The sequence below is a fragment of the Ruania rhizosphaerae genome, assembly GCF_009805705.1.
Taxonomy (GTDB): domain Bacteria; phylum Actinomycetota; class Actinomycetes; order Actinomycetales; family Beutenbergiaceae; genus Ruania; species Ruania rhizosphaerae.
Genome location: NZ_VSMB01000012.1, coordinates 25,922 through 43,950, shown reverse-complemented (window position 1 = coordinate 43,950; position 18,029 = coordinate 25,922). Strand labels below are relative to the sequence as shown.

The following is an 18,029-nucleotide window of genomic DNA, read 5'->3' as shown; positions in this document are numbered from 1 at the left end:
AGTGCACAACCTACGCTGCTCTGGTCCGTCGTCGCTGCAGTCGCCACACGACGACAGCCGCTGCCGCTATGAGGACGAGTACGAGCACCGGCAGCAGCAGCGCGACGATCGTGAGCGCGACGGCGGTGATGTCCTCGACCGTCGAGGCAACCGGCGCGCCGACACCGGCCGTGGACAGATTGACCCCGGCGCGCACGCCCGCCTTGGCGATGTGGGTGATCAGGGCGAGCACCACGCCGCACGCGAAGGGAAGTACGGCTGCGCTCGTGAGGAACTCACCAGGGTCGGTCGTCGCCGGAGTCACCGCACCCGATCCTGCTGCGAACACGATTCCGCCCGCCGTCGGGCGCACCACCGTCTGCAGAATGTCGTTCACATGGTCCACGGCCGGGACCTTGTCCGCGACCACCTCGACGGCGAGCAGCACCCCGAGTACGACGAGAACCCACCCGTTGGTGATCCACGCCCACTCCGGCGGAAGGTGCACCAGAGTCGTATATCGACTGAGTAGACCGATCAACAGCATCGGGACATAGGCGTTCAGTCCGGATGCGAGGGCAAGGCCGCTGCCGGTCAGCAGCTCCACCGGTCAGGTGTCCTGCCGCTGGGCCAGTGCTCTCTCGACCCGTGCGACCTTTGCGTCCAGCTCACCGGTACGGCCGGGTCGGATGTCGGCCTTCATCACCAAGGAGATGCGATGGCCATGAGCGGCGACCGCATCGGTCGCATCGCGGACGACGGCGAAGACCTCGTCCCATTCGCCCTCGATGGTCGTGAACATGGCATCGGTACGGTGCGGCAATCCGCTCGCACGCACGATGGCGACCGCATCGGCGACGGCGTCGGTGACCGAGTCACCGGCACCGAGCGGTGCCACAGAGAAAGCCAGGAGCATGGCACCAGTGTGGCAGAACGCCCGCTGCGAGCGATGGTGGGATCGACGATCGCATAGCATCGTGGCGTGAGCGCGTCAGAGGGTCCCCGCCGGTCTGAGCACGGCCCTGACGACAGCCCGGCAACGAGTGACCGGATCCTCACCGTCCCGAACGTCATCAGCCTCCTGCGGTTGCTGATGGTGCCGGTGGTCGGCGTTCTCATCTTCAGCGGCCACATGGTGGCTGCCTTCTTCGTCCTGGTGGCAGCCGGACTCAGCGACTGGTTGGACGGCGTGATCGCCCGCCGGTTCGATCAGACATCGCGTCTGGGCACGTTTCTCGATCCGTCAGCTGATCGCCTCTTCATCCTGGTGACAATCACCGGGCTCGCCTATCAGGGGACGATTCCGTGGTGGTTGGTCGCGGCGATCGTGGCGCGGGAGGTCGCCGTGGGCCTCTGCCTGCCGGCCATGGCCCGGCGCGGGTACGCAGGCTTCCCGGTGCACATGGCAGGCAAGGCAGGAACGTTCGCTCTCATGTACGCATTCCCGCTGCTGTTGCTCGCGCACGTGGAGGGCACTGTCGGTGAGGTGGCATGGGTGGTCGGATGGGCCGCCGCGCTCTGGGGCGTGTTCTTGTACTGGGCCGCCGGGCTGGTCTACCTGAAGCAGTTCCGTGAGGTGCTGACCGGGCGGGCGGTGCCGGCGTGACGCGATACCCGGCACCGCGGCAACCTGGGCGTGCGCCCGGCGAGGCGAATGCCCGTCGGCCGGACGCATCGATGACACTGCTGAACGAGGTGCTCGAACGTCCCCTGGACCTTGGCTACGCAGCTGCCAGCGAAGCGCGTAGGCAGGGGACGGCACGGCCCGTCACTCCGGTGCGTCGAGGTCTGACCTTTCTGCTGGCACTCGTTCTGGGTCTGACGGCCGTCTGGGCCGCGCGCGAGCTGCGTACCCCCGCCGGTGTCGAGACGGCCTCGGACGTCCTGGTCCAGCAGATCCGGGAACGATCCGCGACCGGGGAGGAGCTGGTGGCTCAGAACAGCGCACTGCGTGCAGAGATCGCCGACCTGCAGGAGCAGGCCCTGGGCGCCGAGGCTGAGGAACTGCTCGAGCTGACCCAGCGGATCGGGAGTGGTGCCGGCATCTCGGCCGTCCATGGGCCCGGTATGAGCGTCACGCTGACCGACGCAGCGACTGCGGACAGCGGCGAGCCGCGCGATGCGGACGGTCGCGTGCAGGACGGCGACCTGCAGCTCGTGGTGAACGGGCTGTGGGCCTCCGGGGCCGAGGCGATCGCGGTCAACGGGCATCGCTTGACCGCGCAGACCGCCATTCGGAGCGCCGGGGACGCGATCCTCGTGGACCTGCAGCCGATGATCTCCCCCTATCAGATCGAGGCGATCGGCGATCCGGATGGGATGCGCGCAGCGTTCGCGCGGACCCAGGCCGCAGGGCTTCTGAACCTGCTCGCGGCCCAGTACTCGATCACCTCGTCGGTCGAGCGCGTAGACGAGCTGCGTCTTCCCGGCGGCACGTCTCTGAATCCGGCCCTCGTGACCGAATCGTCATGAGAGGTGTCCACGGGTACCGCGGCTGGCGTGTCAGACTGATGCGCGACGGCGAAGGGAGGTTGCGATGATCGCCGTTGCCGGCCTCATCGTCGGAGTCGTGTTCGGGCTCATCCTGCAGCCGTCCGTCCCTGCTGAGTTGCAGCCCTATCTGCCCATCGCCGTCGTAGCCGCGCTGGATGCCCTCTTCGGCGCCGTACGGGCGCGACTGGAGGAGGTTTTCGACGAGCGGGTCTTTGTCACGTCTTTCCTGTTCAACGTGCTCATCGCGGCCTTCCTGGTCTTCCTCGGCGATCAGCTCGGCGTGGGCTCCCAGCTCAGCACCGCAGTGGTGGTGGTGCTCGGAATCCGGATCTTCTCCAACGCCGCGTCGATCCGGCGGCATGTCTTCAAAGCATGACCCACCACAGCGGCGCTCACCGCGCAGAGGACGGCGACGGGCCCGCGAACGGGCCGGAGGGTGTGGCACCTTCCGCGAAGGCGCCCCGGCCCGACGGGCGTGGTCGCTCCATTCGGTCCCAGCTGCTGATCGGCGCGATGTGCGTGCTGCTCGGATTCGCGATCGTGGCCCAGGTGCGCCAGACGCAGGGCGACGAGTTCTCTGCCCTGCGAGAAGACGACCTCATCCGGTTGCTGGACGAGGTGACCCAGCGCAACGAGGAACTCTCCGACCAGAGTGAGCAGTTGGCGAGGCAGCGCGACAGCCTGCTCTCAGGCTCGGACGGACGCGCGGCGCAGGATCAGCTCGATCTGCTGAACATCCTGGCTGGGACTGTTCCCGTGGAAGGTCCCGGCGTGGTGGTGACGGTGGAGGACCCAGGCGACCAGGTCGGCGCGCAGCAGATGGTGCACATGCTCGAGGAGATGCGAAACGCCGGTGCAGAAGCGATTGCCGTCTCCGGGCAGCGGCTGACCGTCTCATCGGCGTTCGTGGACGCTCCTGACGGTGGGATGACAGTCAACGGCAACGTGATCGAGTCACCGTACGAGTGGCGCGTGATCGGCGATGCCGAGACGATCGCCGTGGCCCTGGACATCCCCGGCGGCGCATTCACGACCATGCGGAACGCGGGAGCGAGCGTCGAGATCTCTGAACGTGAACTCGTCCAGATCACGGCGGTACGTGACATTCCTGACCCGGAGTTCGCCGAACCGGTCGAGAATGACTCCTGACGTTCCCGCCCAACGCCCTGGCGAACTAGAGTGGTGCAGGTAGAGTCTGCGACCACGCGCACCCGCCCACCCCGGCGGGAGCGAATGCCAGGTACCGGGGAGGCACGAGGATGACCGAGCAGCAGAACGGGCAGGGCGGCGAGGACGCCGACCAGGGACCCGCGCCGCACACCACGGCTGCGCTCGGCCGAGTCGTGCCGGCCGACGCCGGCGAACAGGTCCCGGGATCGATCGACGCCTCGGACCGTGCGGCGGTGGAAGCCCTTCCCCCTTCCTCGGCGCTGCTCATCGTGCAGCACGGCCCGAACGCCGGTGCGCGGTTCCTGCTCGATGCCGAGCGAGTGACCGCCGGTCGCGACACCTCGGCCGACATCTTCCTGGACGATGTGACGGTTTCGCGTAAGCATGCAGAGTTCCTCGGCGATGCCGGTGATTTCACAGTCCGGGATGTGGGCAGCCTGAACGGGACCTACGTGAACCGTACGCGCATCGATGAGGCCGTGCTCCAAGCAGGGGACGAGGTCCAGATCGGCAAGTACCGATTGACCTTTCATCCGAGCCCGCGACGCCCAGTGGCGGGACAGGACGAGCACACGGGCGACCTGGGCCAGTGAGTTCAGCTGCCGCCCGCGAGGAGGACGCCCCGAGTTGGCCGTTCGGTGTGTCGCGCACACCGACGATGAACATCAGCGGCGCACTGTCGGCGCTCAAGCGTGAGTTCCCGGCGATCTCGGTGTCGAAGGTCCGATTCCTCGAAGATCAAGGCTTGGTGAGTCCGCACCGTACTCCGTCCGGCTACCGGCGCTACTCTCTGGCCGACGTGGAACGGTTACGGTTCGCCCTGGCGGCGCAGCGGGACTCCTTCCTGCCCTGGAAGGTGATCCGGGAACGACTTGCTGACCTCGACGCCGGGGGAGCAGACGTCCCAGCGCCCGGTGCACGTGTGGTGACCGAGGACGGAGACCTCGTTGCCGACCCCGCGCCTCACGGGCGGCTGACAGCCGAGCAGGTGGCTGAGCAGGCTGGGTGCAGTGTGGACCGGATTGCCGCGCTCACCGCGACCGGTCTGCTGGTGGCCGATGCTGCTGGGAAGTATCCCGGCGGCGCGGTCGAGATCGTCCGGCTCGCCGACGAGCTCGCCGCTCATGGCATCGACGATCGGCATCTGCGGACGCTACGTAGCGCGGCCGAACGCCAGCTCGACCTGGTGGAGCAGATCGTCGCCCCTGTGCGTTCCCAGCGCACGGGACCCTCAGCGAGCGGTTCGCGGGCCAAGTCGCACGCTATGGCGACAGAGCTCGCCCGCACGATGACCTCGTTGCACACGGCGCTCCTGGGCGCCGGTGTGGATCGGATGGAATGACCGGGCCACCCGCCGGGGGAGGTTCGCACGTGAGGCATGTGCGGCGTAGCGTGGTGGCGTGCGACAGATGGAAGTTCTCGGAGTGCGGGTGCGGTTGAATGCGCCTGAGCACGAGGTTCTCGTGTTGCTCAACGAGCATGAGGGGCCGCGTTCGCTACCCATCGTCATCGGACCGCACGAGGCCGTCGCCATCGCGACAGTGCAGGCTGGGATGCCGATGCCGCGGCCGGGAACCCATGACCTGCTTCTTGCGTGCGTGGAGGCCACCGGCACAAAGGTTGAACGGGTGGCGATCACCGAGCTGCGCGAGGGCACCTTCATCGCCGAGATTCTGCTGAGCAACGGTAGCCGGGTGGACTCGCGTGCCTCAGATGCGATTGCAGTCGGATTGCGGGCCGGAGTCGAGGTTTGGTGCGCCGATGCTGTGCTTGAGGAAGCGGCAGTGGTGCTCGACGTCGACGAGGACGACCGCGAGCACGTCCACCTCACCGGGACCCTCGGTACCGATGAGGCCGAGGAGCGGGTTGCGGAGTTCCGATCGTTCCTCGACTCGGTCGATCCCGAGGACTTCTCCGACGGCGGCGACGACCGATCGTGACCAACTCTTAAGCTGAACTCGAGGGTAAGACTCGCCGCGTCCGACACGCCGACACGCTTCGGGGCGCATGTCGTTGACCCTGACCTCCCATACCAATAGCGTCGTCTTCGGAAGGTCGATCTGACCTCAGACCACCGTCGTCGGGCGCCACGGAGTACAGTGGTGTAAGTCCGGTATGAGAATGGAGAAGGCGTGAGCGGCAGCGACGCACAGGCGGACGCCACCCCAGGCATCCCGCAGCGGGCCCAGGGGATGCTGTTCGGCGACACCCTGCCGGACCTGGACACCACGACCGGCTATCGTGGCCCGACCGCGTGCCGTGCCGCGGGGATCACCTACCGGCAGTTGGACTACTGGGCACGGACTGGTCTGGTTCAACCCAGCATCCGGCCGGCGACGGGCTCAGGGACCCACCGGCTGTACAGTTTCCGGGACATTCTTGTCATCAAGGTCATCAAGCGATTGCTGGACACTGGTGTGTCGCTGCAGCAGATTCGCTCGGCCGTCGAGCATCTGCGCGAACGTGGCGTGGACGACCTCGCCCAGATCACGCTCATGAGTGATGGCGCCTCGGTCTACGAGTGCACGTCCGCCGATGAGGTGTTCGATCTGGTGCAGGGTGGTCAGGGCGTCTTCGGTATCGCCGTCGGCCGCGTGTGGCGCGAAGTTGAGGGAAGCCTCGCCGAGTTGCCCACCGAGAAGGCGGAGGACGAGGCTCAGGCCTCGGTCGACGACGAGCTTGCGAAGCGTCGCGCCGCCCGTCGCATCGGCTGAGTCTGCCCCGCTGCCACCCGCACTGGAGTGCGCGCTTCGATCAAGAATGGTGCGGGCGTGCGACAGGACGTGCCCGTTGTCGGTCGAGCGAATACCGCCGCGGGATGCTTAAGGTGGAGTATGGCGCGATACTTCGATGTTCACCCGGTCAACCCGCAGCCCCGGTCGATCCGCCAGGTGGCGGAGATCATCCGAGACGGCGGCTTGGTGGCCTATCCGACCGACTCGGGCTACGCCGTCGGCGCTCAGCTCGGCAATCCCCAGGCCAAGCAGCGAATCCTGGATCTACGTCGGCTCGACGAACGGCACCATTTCACACTCGTGTGTGCCGATTTCGCTCAGCTCGGCAAGTTCGTGCACGTGGACAATGCCGTCTTTCGTGCGGTGAAGGCCGCCACACCGGGCCGCTACACGTTCATCCTGCCGGCCACCAAAGATGTACCGCGACGGTTGCTGCATCCGAAGAAGAAGACCGTGGGTGTGCGCATACCGGATCACACAGTGGTGCATGCGTTGCTGGCCGAGATCGGTGAGCCGCTTCTGTCCAGCACCCTCCTGCTGCCTGACCAGGAGCGGCCCTTGACCGACGGTTGGCAGATCAAGGAGGACCTCGACAACAGCCTGGACGCCGTGATCGATGCGGGGGAGTGTGACGACGAGCCGACCACCGTCGTCGATCTGTCAGACGGCGTCGCGGAGATTCTCCGTTATGGGGCGGGAGATCCGGCACTGTTCGAATAGGGCGTCGCGGGGTCGCTTCCGAGGCGTCAGTGACGGGGCTGTGGCGGCAGCCGGACCTCGAAACGGGCACCTCGCGCGACGTTGGTGGCGCGAACCTGACCGTGGTGTGCTTCCACGATCCCGCGCACGATGGCCAGCCCGAGTCCTGCGCCGGCGCTGTGACCCCAGCTGTGCTGGGGCGTTCGTGACTCGGTGCCTTTCCAGCCGGTTCGGAAGACGTGCTCCAGATCTGTCTCCGGGATGCCGGCACCGGCGTCGGTGACGCTCAGGACGGCGTGGGTGCCGCCGTCGAGAGTGGTTTCGACACGCACCTGAGATTCGGTCGGGGAGTGCTGGATGGCATTCATCAGCAGGTTCTTCACCACCCGGGAGAGTTCTCGCGGGTCGGCGAGTACCACTGGGCCGGAACCACCGTGGGCATGAAGGGTGACCGCGTGTGCGTCAGCGACGGGCCTGAGGTCTGCGACGGCGTCAGAGGCAAGGTCGTACAGGTCCACCTGCTCGGTCTGCAGGCGGAGGGTGCCGGATTCGATCGTGGCCAGCTCGAACAGATCGTCCACCATTCCCGAGAGCTGGTCGACCTGCGACCGGATCTGCCGGTGGTACCTGCCGGGATCTGCGACCATCCCATCCTCGAGTGCCTCAGCCATCGCCCGCAGCCCGGCCAACGGGGTGCGCAGATCGTGGGAGATCCAGGCAAACAGCTCTCGTCGCGAAGCGTCGACGGCGACCAACTCGGCCTTCGCCTCATCAAGTCTGCGGCTGGTCTCGGTGAGATCGTCAGCGAGGCGAGCGAGCTCGGAGTGATCGCCCGGGCGGCCGGCCCGTTCAACGCGCTCGCCCGAACCGATCGCCCGTGCCATACGGCGCAGGTCGGCTGCCTCCCTTGCGAAGAGCCTGCTGAGGGCATAGGCCACCCCGAACGAGCTGAGGGCTGCCGTGAGCGCAACCCAGAGCAGTACGGTGAGATCGTGCTCGGAGATGTACATGCCCTGGGCGATCGCCACCATCCCCGCGACGACCGAGAGCACGCCGGTGGCGGCTACGATCATCAGCCGCACCCCCATCGGGGCGCGGCGGGCGAGGCGCAGGGCGACCAGACCCAGGAGGCCGACGCAGGCCGAGCAGGCGAGGCAGACGGCAACGATGACCGCGAGTTCGGGCAACGGGATCATGGTGTCTTCTCTTCAGAGATGTCGAGGCGGTAGCCCACGCCCCAGACCGTGACGAGGATGGTGGGGGAGGCGGGGTCGTTCTCGATCTTCTCCCGCAGACGGCGGACGGTCACCGTGATCGTGGAGAGGTCGCCGAACTCCCAACCCCAGACGGCGCGGAGCAGCTGATCGCGCCCGAACGCCTGGTGGGGGTGCTTGAGGAGGTAGGCGAGCAGGTCGAACTCGCGCGTGGACAGGGCCAGGTCCGTTCCGTTCTTGCTCACCGTGCGTGCAGCGACATCCAGGTGGAACGGTCCGGCATCGAACGGCACCTCGGGAGTGTCCTCGTTGATCGTGCGACGCAGGATGGATCGCACCCGCAGCACGAGTTCCCGCGGGGAGAACGGTTTGGCGAGATAGTCGTCGGCCCCTGCTTCGAGGCCGTCGATCCGGTCGTCGGTGGTGCCGAGGGCAGTGAGCATGAGTACGGGCGTTCGAGAGATTGACCGAATGCGCCTGCTGACCTCAAGCCCGTCGATCCCGGGAAGCATCCGATCCAGGATGATCAGATCGGGGTGGCACTCTTCGGCGCGCTGTACCGCGGCGATGCCGTCGGTCGCCTGGTCCACGAGGAATCCTGCTGCCTCAAGGTAGGTGGTGACGATCTCCAGCACGGTGGGGTCGTCCTCGACCACCAGGACGCGCCGGTCGATGAGACCGGCGTCCTCGTCGTGGGCGGTCGGCTGCATCTGTTCAGCATACGGAGCCGGCGATCGTCAGGTCGCGCGTAGGGGAGTGGAGCGCGTGGTTGTCCGCAGTTCGTCACATGTGGCTGCTCTTCGCTGATGGCAGCACACGGATCCCATGGTCGGCGAGCAGCGCGCGGCACCGTCCGATACGACGGTCGGCGGAGTACGCCCGCCACTGCTCGGCAAGGGCTTCCTCCTCGACAACATCCCGGAATCTGCCGAACGCACCCGTGCCTTCGATTGCTCGTTGGAGGCGATCGCGCAGGTCGGTCGTCCGCTGACGTTCGGCGAAGGCCTGCATGTCCGCCCAGCCGGAACGGGAACCGGGGTTGTCGATCCGGAGCCAGCGGTCGGGCTCGATGTCGACGTCGATGGCGGCGTCGTCCCCGACCATCGCGGCATCGGTCAGGCTCTCGCTGACGACCTCGCCGCTGTCGAGGTCGAGATAGCAACCAGTGGAGGAATCGGGTGACTGCTCGAGCTCGCTGCTGAGCATGTCCAGGTCGACGGGAACGGAGCGTCCGGTCGGCTCTTCGTGCCGCAGCAGGGCGAGGAGGTCAGCCGCGAGCACATCGTCTCCGGTACTGCCGCGCCAGGAGAGCCGGTTGATCACCGAGAGCGTGATGGGCTCAGCGTCCGATGGGTGCTCGCGGAGCGCGAGGGGGAGACCGGCAGCAATCTGCTGGAGCGCGTCGTCGATCTCGCGACCGGAGATGGCCGCGAGGAACGTGGTGGTGTCCGCTCGTGCGATGGCTCCACGAACCTCGCGCAGGTTGAGTTCGGGCAGTTGGTGCTCGGCCGGCCAGGCACCACGAAGCATCGGATGCGGCTGGGAGGGGCGTGGGGGAGTCGGGGACTGTCCGTCGTCGTCGGCTGTGCGGCGGCCGTACTGGTCCGGGATCTGGCCCCAGCCCCAGAAGGGGAGCGGGAGGCGTGGGGTGAGGCCCAGTTCCTCCCGCGGATCGATGCGGTCTGCCGCGATGACGCATCGGTGCGTCCAGTCGTCTCCGAGGTCGAAGGTGAACTGGAACTCCTCGCCCGGGGAGAGGACATCAGCGAGCCTTGTTGTCCCGATATCGAGCGGTGAGAGCAATGGACCGCCGATCCCGCTGGCGAGCTCCGCACCGGTTTCGGAGTCTGTCACGATCCGCCCGTCGGCGCAGGTGAACAAGGACAGGTGAGACCGGTCCCAGCGTGCGAATGCGTCGTTGACGGAGTCTGCAAACTGCACGAAGGTGTGCGTCGGTCTGACGGCGAAGATTCGCCCGGGTGGCGGCCACAATTCCTCAGCGCGGCCTCCGAGCAGTTCTACAGTGATGGACCACCAGGTTCGTGCCATAGTCCGAGCATGACATGCCTCGCTGACATACCGGAGGCACCGAGGTGGACGGAGCGGGGGAGACAGTGACTGCACCCTTCCCGTCGGGGATGAACAGCATAACGACCGAGCGGCTCATTCTGCGGCGGCAGCGAGTCGACGACGCATCGGTGTTCCGCCGACTATGGACCGAGCGCGATCCGCGCGTACCAGCACATCGGCGACTGAGCCCGGACGGGCGTCCGGGCATTGCGGACATCGAAGCTCAGATCCGGGCTACGGCTACGACCGATGCTCAACAGCGTCTCTTGGCAGTGGTGCGCAAGGACGGGGGAGACGCTATCGGCTATTGCGGCCTTCTGATGGACGAGGGCGCACCCGAGGATCCCGAGTTGGCGTTCGAGCTGCTCCAAGCGGTGCACAACCGTGGCTATGCCACGGAGGCAGCTCAGGCGGTCGTGGCGTGGGCGAGCGGGTCGGGCTATCGACGGTTGCGTGCAACGGTCTGGGACTGGAACGTTGCCTCACGACGAGTGCTGGAGAAGCTAGGGTTCCGGTCCGCAGGACCCTCCGGTGCCGAGAGCACGCACGGGAAGAGCCTGCTGATGGTGCGGCCCTTGTAGGTAGCCGGTTGACACAGACTCGTGTACTGCCAACGAGGTCTCGTGCCGTCTCAGGGTGGGGTCGGGTAGGGGGCAGGTGCGACTCATCCAGTACTGGAGCAGCCAGAGCAGGATGACATAATGTACATTATCGGCGAGGCGGAGAAGTCTCTGGGTCTGTGCTGAGATGGCGCCATGGAACGCCACCGGGGACCCCGGCTGGAGATGCTGTGGGAATCCTGTGACCCGGAGCAGACGTTGGCGCAGCGATTCGGGTTCGCGGATGCCGACGCGGTCGATGGTTGGCTGCGCGTCACGCTGGCGACGTACTGGGACGTGATCATTGAGTCTTGCGACCGCGTCGTGATGAGCGACCACAACGCGCTGGCTTGGCTGACGACCACCTCGGGTGCGCTCATCGCCAAGTGGTCGGCCGCGTCGAAGCTGTTCCCGCGCTTGTCCCGGGTCGCGCGTCTCACGCAGTGGCTCGATGGCGAAGGTCTGCCGGTCTCCGCACCGGTGCACTGCGCCATGGCGCAGTGCAGGTCGAGTTGGATGGCGTGTCGATGGCCCTGCAGCATGTCATCGACGGGACGATGCTCGATGTCGCCCATCCTGAGCAGGTCCGCGCCGCAGGGGCGACGCTGGCTGAACTGCATCGTGCGCTCCGTCGATCCCCCGATGTCGAATACTCCCTTGCGCAGAGCGAAACTCTCGTGCCGGTTGCGTCACGAATGGCATGCTGGCTGGAGTCGGAGAAGCCGCATGTGCCCAAGCCTCCCCAGCAGGCGGCTGCGCAGGCTCGTAGCCTCCGCGCGCGTTCTCGACGACGTCCCTCAACTCGTGCATGGAGACTTCCGTTCCGCGAACGTCCTGTGCTCAGGCTCGTCCGTCGTCGGTGTACTCGATTTCGAAGAGATCCGGCGCGATCATTGCGTCGACGAACTAGCACGATCGGCCGTGCTGCTCGGAACGCGATTCCACGACTGGGGACCAGTCTCGCCGGAGGTGCACGCACAGTTCCTCGCGGGTTACGAAACGGTGCGGCGTCTGAGCCCGCCTGAGAAGCACTGGTGGGATGTGCTCGTGCTCTGGTACACGCTGGCGTTCGTACCTGTCGGTCACGACCCGGGGTGGGCGGATTCAGCAGAGACCCTCGCGGCTGCGCGCTGAGGAGAGCCATCGCTCGACGGCGTCCGTCCAGATGCGCGGCAAATGAACGCCCAGTAACGTCGAGAGCCCATCTCGACACTGGAGTCAGATCATGGCGCTTCACGCACGGGCATGGACGCCCGTTGCCTCGCAACGCAGATCGCTGGAGTCCTCCCGCGTTGTTGCGCCCAGTTTGCGACGTGCCGGCGCGGCGACGTTCACCTGTGCTGCGGCAGTTGCTGTCGACGCCATGACGCGGGCAGATGCGGCATTGGAGCCTGCGCTTCTCGCCGGTTACTCGGTGACGATCTGGGTCATCCTGCCCGCCACGCTCGCCCTCTGTGTGGTGGCAGGTGTTGCCGCCAGTCGGCGTGCGGTGCTGTCGTTCTGGAGCGCGTCCCTGCTGGTGTCGCTCACGACAGCCGGATGGATCGCATGGGGTGTCGGCAACACCGAAGGGACGTTGTACGGGGCCTTCCTGGGTATCGGTGCCTTCGTCGCCGGCCTTTCCTCGGGCCAGCCGTGGCCGATGCACCTCAGGATCACGACCGTCCTGCTGATTGCGCTAGCCACGGCGGTCGTGTTGGCCCGCGGCGTACCTGCCCTGGCCGGGTGAACCTGCGAGTCATATCCGTCACTTCTCGGCGTGGGCGGGTGACCGGCAGGTGAACGCGGGGTAACGTCTCCGGTCCAGGGGAGGCGACGAAGGAGCCTGATCATGACGATGTACGACCACGCACTGGCGTCGCGGCCGGTAGCGTCGCGGGGTACTGCTCGCCGTGACTCAGTAGTTGCCACGAGCCTGCACAATATGGTTCCGGCGGTTCTCGCCGGCGCTGCCATCATCGGCATCGACTCTCTCTTCAGCTCGAGCGCCGCTGTGCACCAGTGGATTCTGGTTGCCTACTCCGTCGCGTTGTGGGTGCTGGTGCCTGCCATCGCTGCGGCCGGTGTGGTGGTCGGCGTGTCCGCGCACCGTCGTACCTCGATCACTCCCCTGCACTCTGCTCTGATCTTCGGCATCGCAGCGGTGCTGTGGATGATGCTCGGTGTGAGCAACGTCGAGGGGTCGCTCTACGGCATCGTGCTCGGAGCCGGTGCCATCATCGCCAGTACGGTGTTCGGGCGACGCGACCACCGACGCCAGGCGACGGCAGCTGCGGCCGTGGTGGTCGCCGTCGGGGCCATGATGCTCAACGTGGCGGTTCCACTGCTCTCGCCGCCGGTTGAGAGTCTCCTCCTCGGTCTGGGGTTGCCGGTCGCGTGATCGGCTGAAGACGGAGGCGTCACTCCCCCGCCGACTCCTTGGTCGCTACCAACTGAATCAGGTTGCCGCAGGTGTCGTCGAAGACGGCGATCACGGCCGTCCTGATATCCGTGGGGCTCTGGGTGAACTGGACGTTCAGCCCGGTCAGCCGCTCGTGCTCGGCGGCGACATCCTCGACCTGAAACTGAGCCAGTGGGATACCGTCTTCCATCAGCGCATCACGGTAGGGCTTGACCGCTGGGTGCCCGGAAGGTTCGAGGAGTAACTCAGTTCCCTCGGGATCCTCCGGTGAGACGACGGTCAGCCACGACGCCTCCCCCAGTGGAATGTCGTGCTTGATCTGAAAGCCGAGCACTTCGGTGTAGAAGCGGCGGGCGTGCGGCTGGTCGTCCACGAAGACGCTGGTGAGTCCGATCTTCATGATGGGGTCCTCTCGTGCGGCCACCGCCGCTGAATCTCGGCGAGCGGCTCCGGTGTGAAGTAGTGGAACTTGGAGCGGCCGCGCCGCTCGGTCGTGACCAGGCCCGCCTCCTCCAGTACCGCGAGATGCTGGGAGACGGCCTGCCGGCTCATGCTGAGCCCGTGCTGCATGGTCAGAGCACCGCACAGCTCGAACAACGTCTTGCCCTCCCCTGCCGCGAGCTCGTCGAGCAGCACCCGGCGGGTCGCGTCGGCGAGTGCGCGGTAGATGTCGGCCATGGCGACCACAATAGGCAAGTGCCATCTTGCATGTCAATGGAAGTGTGCTCACTCCCCCGAAATCCTCGTGCACGTGATTCGCTGCAACGTTCGCTGCGGCTCTTGAGGAAGTCCGGACCGAGATGACATACCGCCACCACCTGGTGGGCCAAGCGCGCGCCCCGCACGACCTACCCTTTCGACACGGTCGCCTCGTGGAAGTGCCTGTCAACAGCGAGCAGCTCAGGACCTTGATGGATTGGATCGCCGGCGAGTATCTGGGTTCGAGTACCTACAAAGAGGCGGACCTGAACACGCAGCTCGGACAGGTCGCGGACGACTATGCACTCCTGCGACGCATCTTGGTGGACTTCGGCTACTTCACCCGCGATCCGCATACATCCCTCTACGTGCGAACAGTCTGACAGTTGTCACTCGCCGGCACGTCCTGAGGGCCACCCTCACGCCATGGGTCGCCATGGGTCTGCCAAAAAGTCCTGCAAGAATCTCTGCGCAGTCACCAGGTCGGTCAGCCTGAGCACGTCGGACCCACGTAGTCTGCACAGCGTGACCTCAGCCACCTCAGATCCAGGTGCAGCCGCACGGGAATGGGCTCAGATCGCATGGCCGGAGCGCCCGTGGAATCTCGCGACCGTGACGAACGGCGCGTTCCACCAGGTGCTCATCCTTGCCGGAGACGCAGTGGCCCGTATCAGCGCTGGTACAGCGACAAGCTCTCGCACGCATCGGGAATCGGTGACACACCGCACCATCTCTTCGCTCCGACTGCCATGGTCCACGCCCGAGCCGATCGGTGACGTACACGCTGCGTGCGGTCGAAGCGGTCAACGCCTGAGCTACATCGCCGGCGAGATCAGGCAGGTGAGTTGGAGCGATGTCGGTCGTCAACTCGTTGAGGCGCTTGCGGCCTTGCGGGAGGCACCGCCACGCTCGTTGACCTCGTTGTCGCCGCCGCGGCAATGGTGCGGCGGTCATGAGTGGCCCCAGATCGTCCAGCAGCGGCTCGCTCCGCAACTTCCGCCCTCGGCCCAACTCCTCGCCCGTGACGGCGTTGAAGATCTCCTCGCTGCCGAGGAGACTGCGCCGACCCACCTGGTGCACGGCGACTTCGGACTGCACAACCTGCTCTGGCGTGGCAACGACCTGGTTGGAGTGATCGACTGGGACCACGCAGCCTGTGGCGATCCGGCGATCGACGTGGCTCCGTTGATCGGCGCCTTTGGTGCGCGCGCACTGCGATCGGCGTTCGATCCCACCATCATGGATCGTGCGTTCCTTCATCGGGCAACCCTCCCGCTTCAGGTAGCTGCCGCAGCAGCGCTCGTCGGCGACGAAGCGCTGCAAGATCACGCTCTTCGCAACTTCTCTGCGCGTTGCGAAACGAGCACTCTCTACGATCCGGGAGGCTTCGTACCACCGGCCGCACGTCCCATCCGCTGAGCGAGCTCGGCGGCGCGGTCGGCCAGGTCCGGCGGTTCCAGCACCTCGAACTCGTGCCCCAGTAGCGCCACGTGCAGCAGTACGAAGTCGAGATCGTCAGACCCGGCCCGCACCTCACACTGTTGCCCCCGTTCGAGCACGACGGCGGCGCTTGCCGGGATCTGCCGACGCACCACGGCCATGGGTGCGTCCACCAGGAACCTCGCCTGGCGCCGGTACACCCGATTCGTGACGCCCTCTTGTACATGGCCCGCCGCGTCCGGTGCCGGCCGTGGGGTGAACCGCCACGTCCGGGCCATGACCTCCGTCATCCGGTCCGCCCGGAACGTGCGCCAGTCGTCCCGATCGAGGTCGTAGGCGAACAAGTACCAGCGCCGGTCCGAGGTCACCAGCCGGTATGGCTCCACCCGGCGCTGCGCCGAATCGTCAACGGACCCGAACCGGCCCGGATACATGAAGCCCACCTGTACCGCATCCCGGCACGCCCGGGCCAGGACCATGAGCACTGCTGCATCGATCGGGTCTCGTCCACTGGTGAAGGACTCCACCGATCGGCTCAACGCCTGCAGTTCCTGCCGGAGCCGTGCCGGCAAGACCCGATCGAGCTTGGTCAACGCGCCGAGGGCGGCATCATCGGACCCGCGAACCCCCGCACCGGCCCCCGCGAGTAACGAGACTGCGATCGCGATCGCCTCCGAGTCATCGAGCATCAAGGGTGGCAGTTCCTGGCCCGGCAGCAGCCGGTAGCCGCCACCGACCCCCTGGGCGGAGTCCACCCGGTATCCGAGCTCGCGCAGTCGCTCCACATCCCGCCGCACCGTCCGGGTGGTCACGGCCAACCGCTCCGCCAGCTCCGGACCGCTCCAGACCTGACGCCGCTGCAGCAGCCCGAGCAGGCTGAGCACCCGCTCGGTGGTCCCCCGCTCCTCCGCGCTTGCATCGGCCATGGAGTCACTCTGCCAGAATTAGCGGACCTATTCTGTCCGCTATAGCGGCCACGCTGGTCTCATGACAACCAACGACCTCGACTGGAACCACCACCTGCGCGAACAGATCGAATGGCACTGGGCGCACCATCTGGCACCCCGCTTCGCCGACCTCACCGACCACGAGTACTTCTGGTCCCCGGTCCCGGACGCCTGGAGCGTCCGAGAACGCGGCACGTCCTCGGCCCCCATCCAGGGCGGTTCGGGTGCGTTCACCATCGACTTCGCCTTCCCCGAGCCCGCACCATCGCCGTTCACCACGATCGCTTGGCGTCTTGGACACGTGATCGTGGGCGTCCTGGCGATGCGCAATGCGGCGCATTTCGGTGCACCGCCGGCCACCTACGAGTCGTGGGAGTACGCCGGGACCGCCGCCGAGGCACTCGAGCAACTGCAGACCCAGCTCGATACCTGGCTCACCGGCGTGCGCAGTCTCAGCGCGCACGACCTCACCGTTCCCGTGGGTGAGAAGGAACCCTTCCCTGAGCTCCCCATGGCAGATCTGATCCTGCACATCCACCGGGAGCTGATCCATCATCTATCCGAGGTCTGCCTGCTGCGCGACCTGTACCGCCACACCGAAGGAGCATCCCGATGAGCCGCGAGTTCCAAGTCACCTTCGACGCCCACGACCCGGTCGCCCTCTCCTATTTCTGGCGCGAGGCTCTCCCCGGATACGTCCACCCCGCTCCCCCGGGTCGGGAGATCCCGGATGGTGTGGACCCATTCAGCGTCTGGGAGCAGTTCCTGGCCGAGATCGGCGTCCCCGAGTCCGAGCGCCGCTCCAGCTCCGCCCTTGAGGACGCCGAAGGCACCGGGCCGCGCATCTTCTTCCAGCAGGTCCCTGAGGACAAGGTCGCCAAGAACCGGATCCATCTTGATCTACGGGCCGCCCCCGGCCTCGAGGGCGACGAACGCATGGCCGCCCTCGAGACCGAGTGCGAACGACTGCTCGCCCAGGGCGCCACTCGGGTGGAACGGTTCGAACCGGACCCGCCCATGAGCGGCGGCTTCATCGTGATGACGGACCCGGAGGGCAACGAGTTCTGCCTCGACTGACCGCTGCGCTCACGGCGTCCAACGCACCGGGTCCTCGCAGTGCGACGTCCCGACGGCGTCCCCTTCCAGGCAGGCACCGTCCACCAGGTCTCGTTCTCCCAGTGATTCGTCGAGCATCACCGTGGCCGGCTCCACCGGATTGCTCTGGCAGGTGTGCGCGTCGCCCGTGAGCGGCTCCACGTCGATCGTCACCACTACCCGGTGGTCCTCGTAGACCACCTGCGCCGGCAACGGCTCCCCGGTGAACCCGGAGGCACAGTCCAACCGCGTGACGCCCAGGACGAGAACCCGATCCTCGGACTCCACACCAGCGGGATGCGTCAGATCCCATACACCGATGTCGCCGCTACCGCTGGATCCGGAGGCACTGCTCAGGGTGGCGCACCCGCCCAGGAGCAATGCGCTGCCGAGCAGCGCGAGAACTGGACCAGCACGTACGGCCGGCCGGACTTCGTCTGCAGCGTCCATGTCCGGATTGTGTCGCGATCGCGGCGGGTGTTGCAGTG

At 66.5% G+C, this 18,029-nt stretch carries 26 protein-coding genes; 17 read left to right on the top strand and 9 right to left on the bottom strand.

Annotation, left to right across the window (positions count from 1 at the left end; translation table 11 throughout):
- Positions 1-10: 10 nt before the first annotated feature.
- Positions 11-586 carry a DUF4126 domain-containing protein gene (locus FV560_RS15620; RefSeq protein ID WP_159622489.1) on the bottom strand — a complete coding sequence of 192 codons (576 nt, stop codon included), beginning with the start codon at positions 584-586 and terminating at the stop codon, positions 11-13.
- A 3-nt stretch (positions 587-589) separates the two neighbouring features.
- Positions 590-895 (bottom strand): MTH1187 family thiamine-binding protein, encoded by a 306-nt coding sequence (locus FV560_RS15615; RefSeq protein ID WP_159622488.1) that lies wholly within the window; start codon positions 893-895, stop codon positions 590-592.
- Positions 896-961: 66 nt separating this feature from the next.
- On the opposite strand from FV560_RS15615, the gene FV560_RS15610 reads away from it, so the two are divergent.
- The 9 genes from FV560_RS15610 (at position 962) to FV560_RS15570 (ending at position 7,097) form a co-directional block, all read left to right on the top strand.
- Positions 962-1,585: a CDP-alcohol phosphatidyltransferase family protein gene (locus tag FV560_RS15610; protein WP_235020165.1), complete on the top strand. Its 624-nt coding sequence runs from the start codon at positions 962-964 to the stop codon at positions 1,583-1,585.
- A gap of 71 nt (positions 1,586-1,656) precedes the next feature.
- Entirely contained in the window at positions 1,657-2,451 is a 795-nt protein-coding gene (locus FV560_RS15605; RefSeq protein ID WP_159622487.1) for a DUF881 domain-containing protein, read from the top strand.
- Positions 2,452-2,515: 64 nt separating this feature from the next.
- The gene (locus tag FV560_RS15600) at positions 2,516-2,848 is read left to right on the top strand and encodes a small basic family protein (protein WP_159622486.1); all 333 of its coding nucleotides are present in this window, start codon (positions 2,516-2,518) and stop codon (positions 2,846-2,848) included.
- Positions 2,845-3,621 (top strand): DUF881 domain-containing protein, encoded by a 777-nt coding sequence (locus FV560_RS15595; protein WP_159622485.1) that lies wholly within the window; start codon positions 2,845-2,847, stop codon positions 3,619-3,621. Before FV560_RS15600 ends, FV560_RS15595 begins: the two co-directional genes overlap by 4 nt.
- 110 nt (positions 3,622-3,731) lie before the next feature.
- Positions 3,732-4,235 (top strand): FHA domain-containing protein, encoded by a 504-nt coding sequence (locus tag FV560_RS15590; protein WP_159622484.1) that lies wholly within the window; start codon positions 3,732-3,734, stop codon positions 4,233-4,235.
- The gene (ftsR, locus tag FV560_RS15585; protein ID WP_235020164.1) at positions 4,232-4,984 is read left to right on the top strand and encodes a transcriptional regulator FtsR; all 753 of its coding nucleotides are present in this window, start codon (positions 4,232-4,234) and stop codon (positions 4,982-4,984) included. Before FV560_RS15590 ends, ftsR begins: the two co-directional genes overlap by 4 nt.
- 67 nt (positions 4,985-5,051) lie before the next feature.
- The gene (locus FV560_RS15580; RefSeq protein WP_235020175.1) at positions 5,052-5,582 is read left to right on the top strand and encodes a bifunctional nuclease family protein; all 531 of its coding nucleotides are present in this window, start codon (positions 5,052-5,054) and stop codon (positions 5,580-5,582) included.
- A gap of 252 nt (positions 5,583-5,834) precedes the next feature.
- Complete coding sequence (locus FV560_RS15575) at positions 5,835-6,356, top strand: MerR family transcriptional regulator (protein ID WP_235020174.1); 522 nt, start codon at positions 5,835-5,837, stop codon at positions 6,354-6,356.
- 120 nt (positions 6,357-6,476) lie between these two features.
- Positions 6,477-7,097, top strand: a complete 621-nt coding sequence (locus FV560_RS15570; RefSeq protein WP_159622481.1) for an L-threonylcarbamoyladenylate synthase — start codon at positions 6,477-6,479, stop codon at positions 7,095-7,097.
- Between the two features lie 26 nt (positions 7,098-7,123).
- Here the strand turns inward: FV560_RS15570 and FV560_RS15565 are convergent, their stop codons facing one another.
- The 3 genes from FV560_RS15565 to FV560_RS15555 form a co-directional block, all read right to left on the bottom strand.
- On the bottom strand, positions 7,124-8,272 hold the full coding sequence (locus FV560_RS15565; protein ID WP_159622480.1) for a sensor histidine kinase: 1,149 nt from the start codon (positions 8,270-8,272) through the stop codon (positions 7,124-7,126).
- Positions 8,269-9,000, bottom strand: coding sequence for a response regulator transcription factor (locus FV560_RS15560; RefSeq protein WP_159622479.1), 732 nt, complete (start codon positions 8,998-9,000; stop codon positions 8,269-8,271). The genes FV560_RS15565 and FV560_RS15560 overlap by 4 nt, the downstream gene beginning before the upstream one ends.
- Before the next feature lie 73 nt (positions 9,001-9,073).
- Positions 9,074-10,339 (bottom strand): IS1096 element passenger TnpR family protein, encoded by a 1,266-nt coding sequence (locus tag FV560_RS15555; protein WP_159622478.1) that lies wholly within the window; start codon positions 10,337-10,339, stop codon positions 9,074-9,076.
- Between the two features lie 89 nt (positions 10,340-10,428).
- Between FV560_RS15555 and FV560_RS15550 the strand changes: the two genes are divergently transcribed.
- The 4 genes from FV560_RS15550 to FV560_RS15535 all read left to right on the top strand — a co-directional run bounded on the left by FV560_RS15550 (position 10,429) and on the right by FV560_RS15535 (position 13,339).
- Complete coding sequence (locus FV560_RS15550) at positions 10,429-10,941, top strand: GNAT family N-acetyltransferase (protein WP_159622477.1); 513 nt, start codon at positions 10,429-10,431, stop codon at positions 10,939-10,941.
- Between the two features lie 174 nt (positions 10,942-11,115).
- Positions 11,116-12,093, top strand: a complete 978-nt coding sequence (locus tag FV560_RS20620; protein WP_338049711.1) for a phosphotransferase — start codon at positions 11,116-11,118, stop codon at positions 12,091-12,093.
- 229 nt (positions 12,094-12,322) lie between these two features.
- Entirely contained in the window at positions 12,323-12,688 is a 366-nt protein-coding gene (locus tag FV560_RS15540; RefSeq protein ID WP_159622476.1) for a hypothetical protein, read from the top strand.
- A 102-nt stretch (positions 12,689-12,790) separates the two neighbouring features.
- Positions 12,791-13,339: a hypothetical protein gene (locus tag FV560_RS15535; RefSeq protein ID WP_159622475.1), complete on the top strand. Its 549-nt coding sequence runs from the start codon at positions 12,791-12,793 to the stop codon at positions 13,337-13,339.
- Positions 13,340-13,358: 19 nt separating this feature from the next.
- Here FV560_RS15535 and FV560_RS15530 read toward each other — a convergent pair whose 3' ends face one another.
- Together FV560_RS15530 and FV560_RS15525 are read right to left on the bottom strand one after the other, a co-directional pair.
- Entirely contained in the window at positions 13,359-13,760 is a 402-nt protein-coding gene (locus tag FV560_RS15530) for a VOC family protein (protein WP_159622474.1), read from the bottom strand.
- Positions 13,757-14,038 carry an ArsR/SmtB family transcription factor gene (locus tag FV560_RS15525; RefSeq protein WP_200837738.1) on the bottom strand — a complete coding sequence of 94 codons (282 nt, stop codon included), beginning with the start codon at positions 14,036-14,038 and terminating at the stop codon, positions 13,757-13,759. Before FV560_RS15525 ends, FV560_RS15530 begins: the two co-directional genes overlap by 4 nt.
- 194 nt (positions 14,039-14,232) lie before the next feature.
- Here FV560_RS15525 and FV560_RS15520 point away from each other — a divergent pair, with 194 nt between their 5' ends.
- Both FV560_RS15520 and FV560_RS15515 read left to right on the top strand, forming a co-directional pair.
- Complete coding sequence (locus FV560_RS15520; protein WP_159622473.1) at positions 14,233-14,442, top strand: DUF2087 domain-containing protein; 210 nt, start codon at positions 14,233-14,235, stop codon at positions 14,440-14,442.
- A 142-nt stretch (positions 14,443-14,584) separates the two neighbouring features.
- Positions 14,585-15,478 (top strand): phosphotransferase family protein, encoded by an 894-nt coding sequence (locus tag FV560_RS15515; protein ID WP_159622472.1) that lies wholly within the window; start codon positions 14,585-14,587, stop codon positions 15,476-15,478.
- Here the strand turns inward: FV560_RS15515 and FV560_RS15510 are convergent.
- The gene (locus FV560_RS15510) at positions 15,430-16,425 is read right to left on the bottom strand and encodes a helix-turn-helix transcriptional regulator (RefSeq protein ID WP_159622471.1); all 996 of its coding nucleotides are present in this window, start codon (positions 16,423-16,425) and stop codon (positions 15,430-15,432) included. The genes FV560_RS15515 and FV560_RS15510 overlap by 49 nt on opposite strands.
- A 61-nt stretch (positions 16,426-16,486) precedes the next feature.
- Here FV560_RS15510 and FV560_RS15505 point away from each other — a divergent pair, with 61 nt between their 5' ends.
- Together FV560_RS15505 and FV560_RS15500 are read left to right on the top strand one after the other, a co-directional pair.
- Complete coding sequence (locus tag FV560_RS15505; protein ID WP_159622470.1) at positions 16,487-17,062, top strand: DinB family protein; 576 nt, start codon at positions 16,487-16,489, stop codon at positions 17,060-17,062.
- Entirely contained in the window at positions 17,059-17,523 is a 465-nt protein-coding gene (locus tag FV560_RS15500; RefSeq protein WP_159622469.1) for a VOC family protein, read from the top strand. Before FV560_RS15505 ends, FV560_RS15500 begins: the two co-directional genes overlap by 4 nt.
- 9 nt (positions 17,524-17,532) lie before the next feature.
- Here the strand turns inward: FV560_RS15500 and FV560_RS15495 are convergent, their stop codons facing one another.
- Complete coding sequence (locus FV560_RS15495; RefSeq protein ID WP_159622468.1) at positions 17,533-17,991, bottom strand: hypothetical protein; 459 nt, start codon at positions 17,989-17,991, stop codon at positions 17,533-17,535.
- Positions 17,992-18,029 lie beyond the last annotated feature (38 nt).

Coding starts and splice junctions, on each gene's coding strand:
- FV560_RS15550 (WP_159622477.1), top strand. CDS start 10,429: ATGAACAGCATAACGACCGAGCGGCTCATTCTGCGGCGGCAGCGAGTC.
- FV560_RS15555 (WP_159622478.1), bottom strand. CDS start 10,339: ATGGCACGAACCTGGTGGTCCATCACTGTAGAACTGCTCGGAGGCCGC.
- FV560_RS15500 (WP_159622469.1), top strand. CDS start 17,059: ATGAGCCGCGAGTTCCAAGTCACCTTCGACGCCCACGACCCGGTCGCC.
- FV560_RS15605 (WP_159622487.1), top strand. CDS start 1,657: ATGACACTGCTGAACGAGGTGCTCGAACGTCCCCTGGACCTTGGCTAC.
- FV560_RS15600 (WP_159622486.1), top strand. CDS start 2,516: ATGATCGCCGTTGCCGGCCTCATCGTCGGAGTCGTGTTCGGGCTCATC.
- FV560_RS15495 (WP_159622468.1), bottom strand. CDS start 17,991: ATGGACGCTGCAGACGAAGTCCGGCCGGCCGTACGTGCTGGTCCAGTT.
- FV560_RS15595 (WP_159622485.1), top strand. CDS start 2,845: ATGACCCACCACAGCGGCGCTCACCGCGCAGAGGACGGCGACGGGCCC.
- FV560_RS20620 (WP_338049711.1), top strand. CDS start 11,116: ATGGAACGCCACCGGGGACCCCGGCTGGAGATGCTGTGGGAATCCTGT.
- FV560_RS15560 (WP_159622479.1), bottom strand. CDS start 9,000: ATGCAGCCGACCGCCCACGACGAGGACGCCGGTCTCATCGACCGGCGC.
- FV560_RS15535 (WP_159622475.1), top strand. CDS start 12,791: ATGACGATGTACGACCACGCACTGGCGTCGCGGCCGGTAGCGTCGCGG.
- FV560_RS15565 (WP_159622480.1), bottom strand. CDS start 8,272: ATGATCCCGTTGCCCGAACTCGCGGTCATCGTTGCCGTCTGCCTCGCC.
- FV560_RS15505 (WP_159622470.1), top strand. CDS start 16,487: ATGACAACCAACGACCTCGACTGGAACCACCACCTGCGCGAACAGATC.
- FV560_RS15580 (WP_235020175.1), top strand. CDS start 5,052: ATGGAAGTTCTCGGAGTGCGGGTGCGGTTGAATGCGCCTGAGCACGAG.
- FV560_RS15575 (WP_235020174.1), top strand. CDS start 5,835: ATGCTGTTCGGCGACACCCTGCCGGACCTGGACACCACGACCGGCTAT.
- FV560_RS15525 (WP_200837738.1), bottom strand. CDS start 14,038: ATGGCCGACATCTACCGCGCACTCGCCGACGCGACCCGCCGGGTGCTG.
- FV560_RS15510 (WP_159622471.1), bottom strand. CDS start 16,425: ATGGCCGATGCAAGCGCGGAGGAGCGGGGGACCACCGAGCGGGTGCTC.
- FV560_RS15615 (WP_159622488.1), bottom strand. CDS start 895: ATGCTCCTGGCTTTCTCTGTGGCACCGCTCGGTGCCGGTGACTCGGTC.
- FV560_RS15590 (WP_159622484.1), top strand. CDS start 3,732: ATGACCGAGCAGCAGAACGGGCAGGGCGGCGAGGACGCCGACCAGGGA.
- FV560_RS15570 (WP_159622481.1), top strand. CDS start 6,477: ATGGCGCGATACTTCGATGTTCACCCGGTCAACCCGCAGCCCCGGTCG.
- FV560_RS15530 (WP_159622474.1), bottom strand. CDS start 13,760: ATGAAGATCGGACTCACCAGCGTCTTCGTGGACGACCAGCCGCACGCC.
- FV560_RS15540 (WP_159622476.1), top strand. CDS start 12,323: ATGACGCGGGCAGATGCGGCATTGGAGCCTGCGCTTCTCGCCGGTTAC.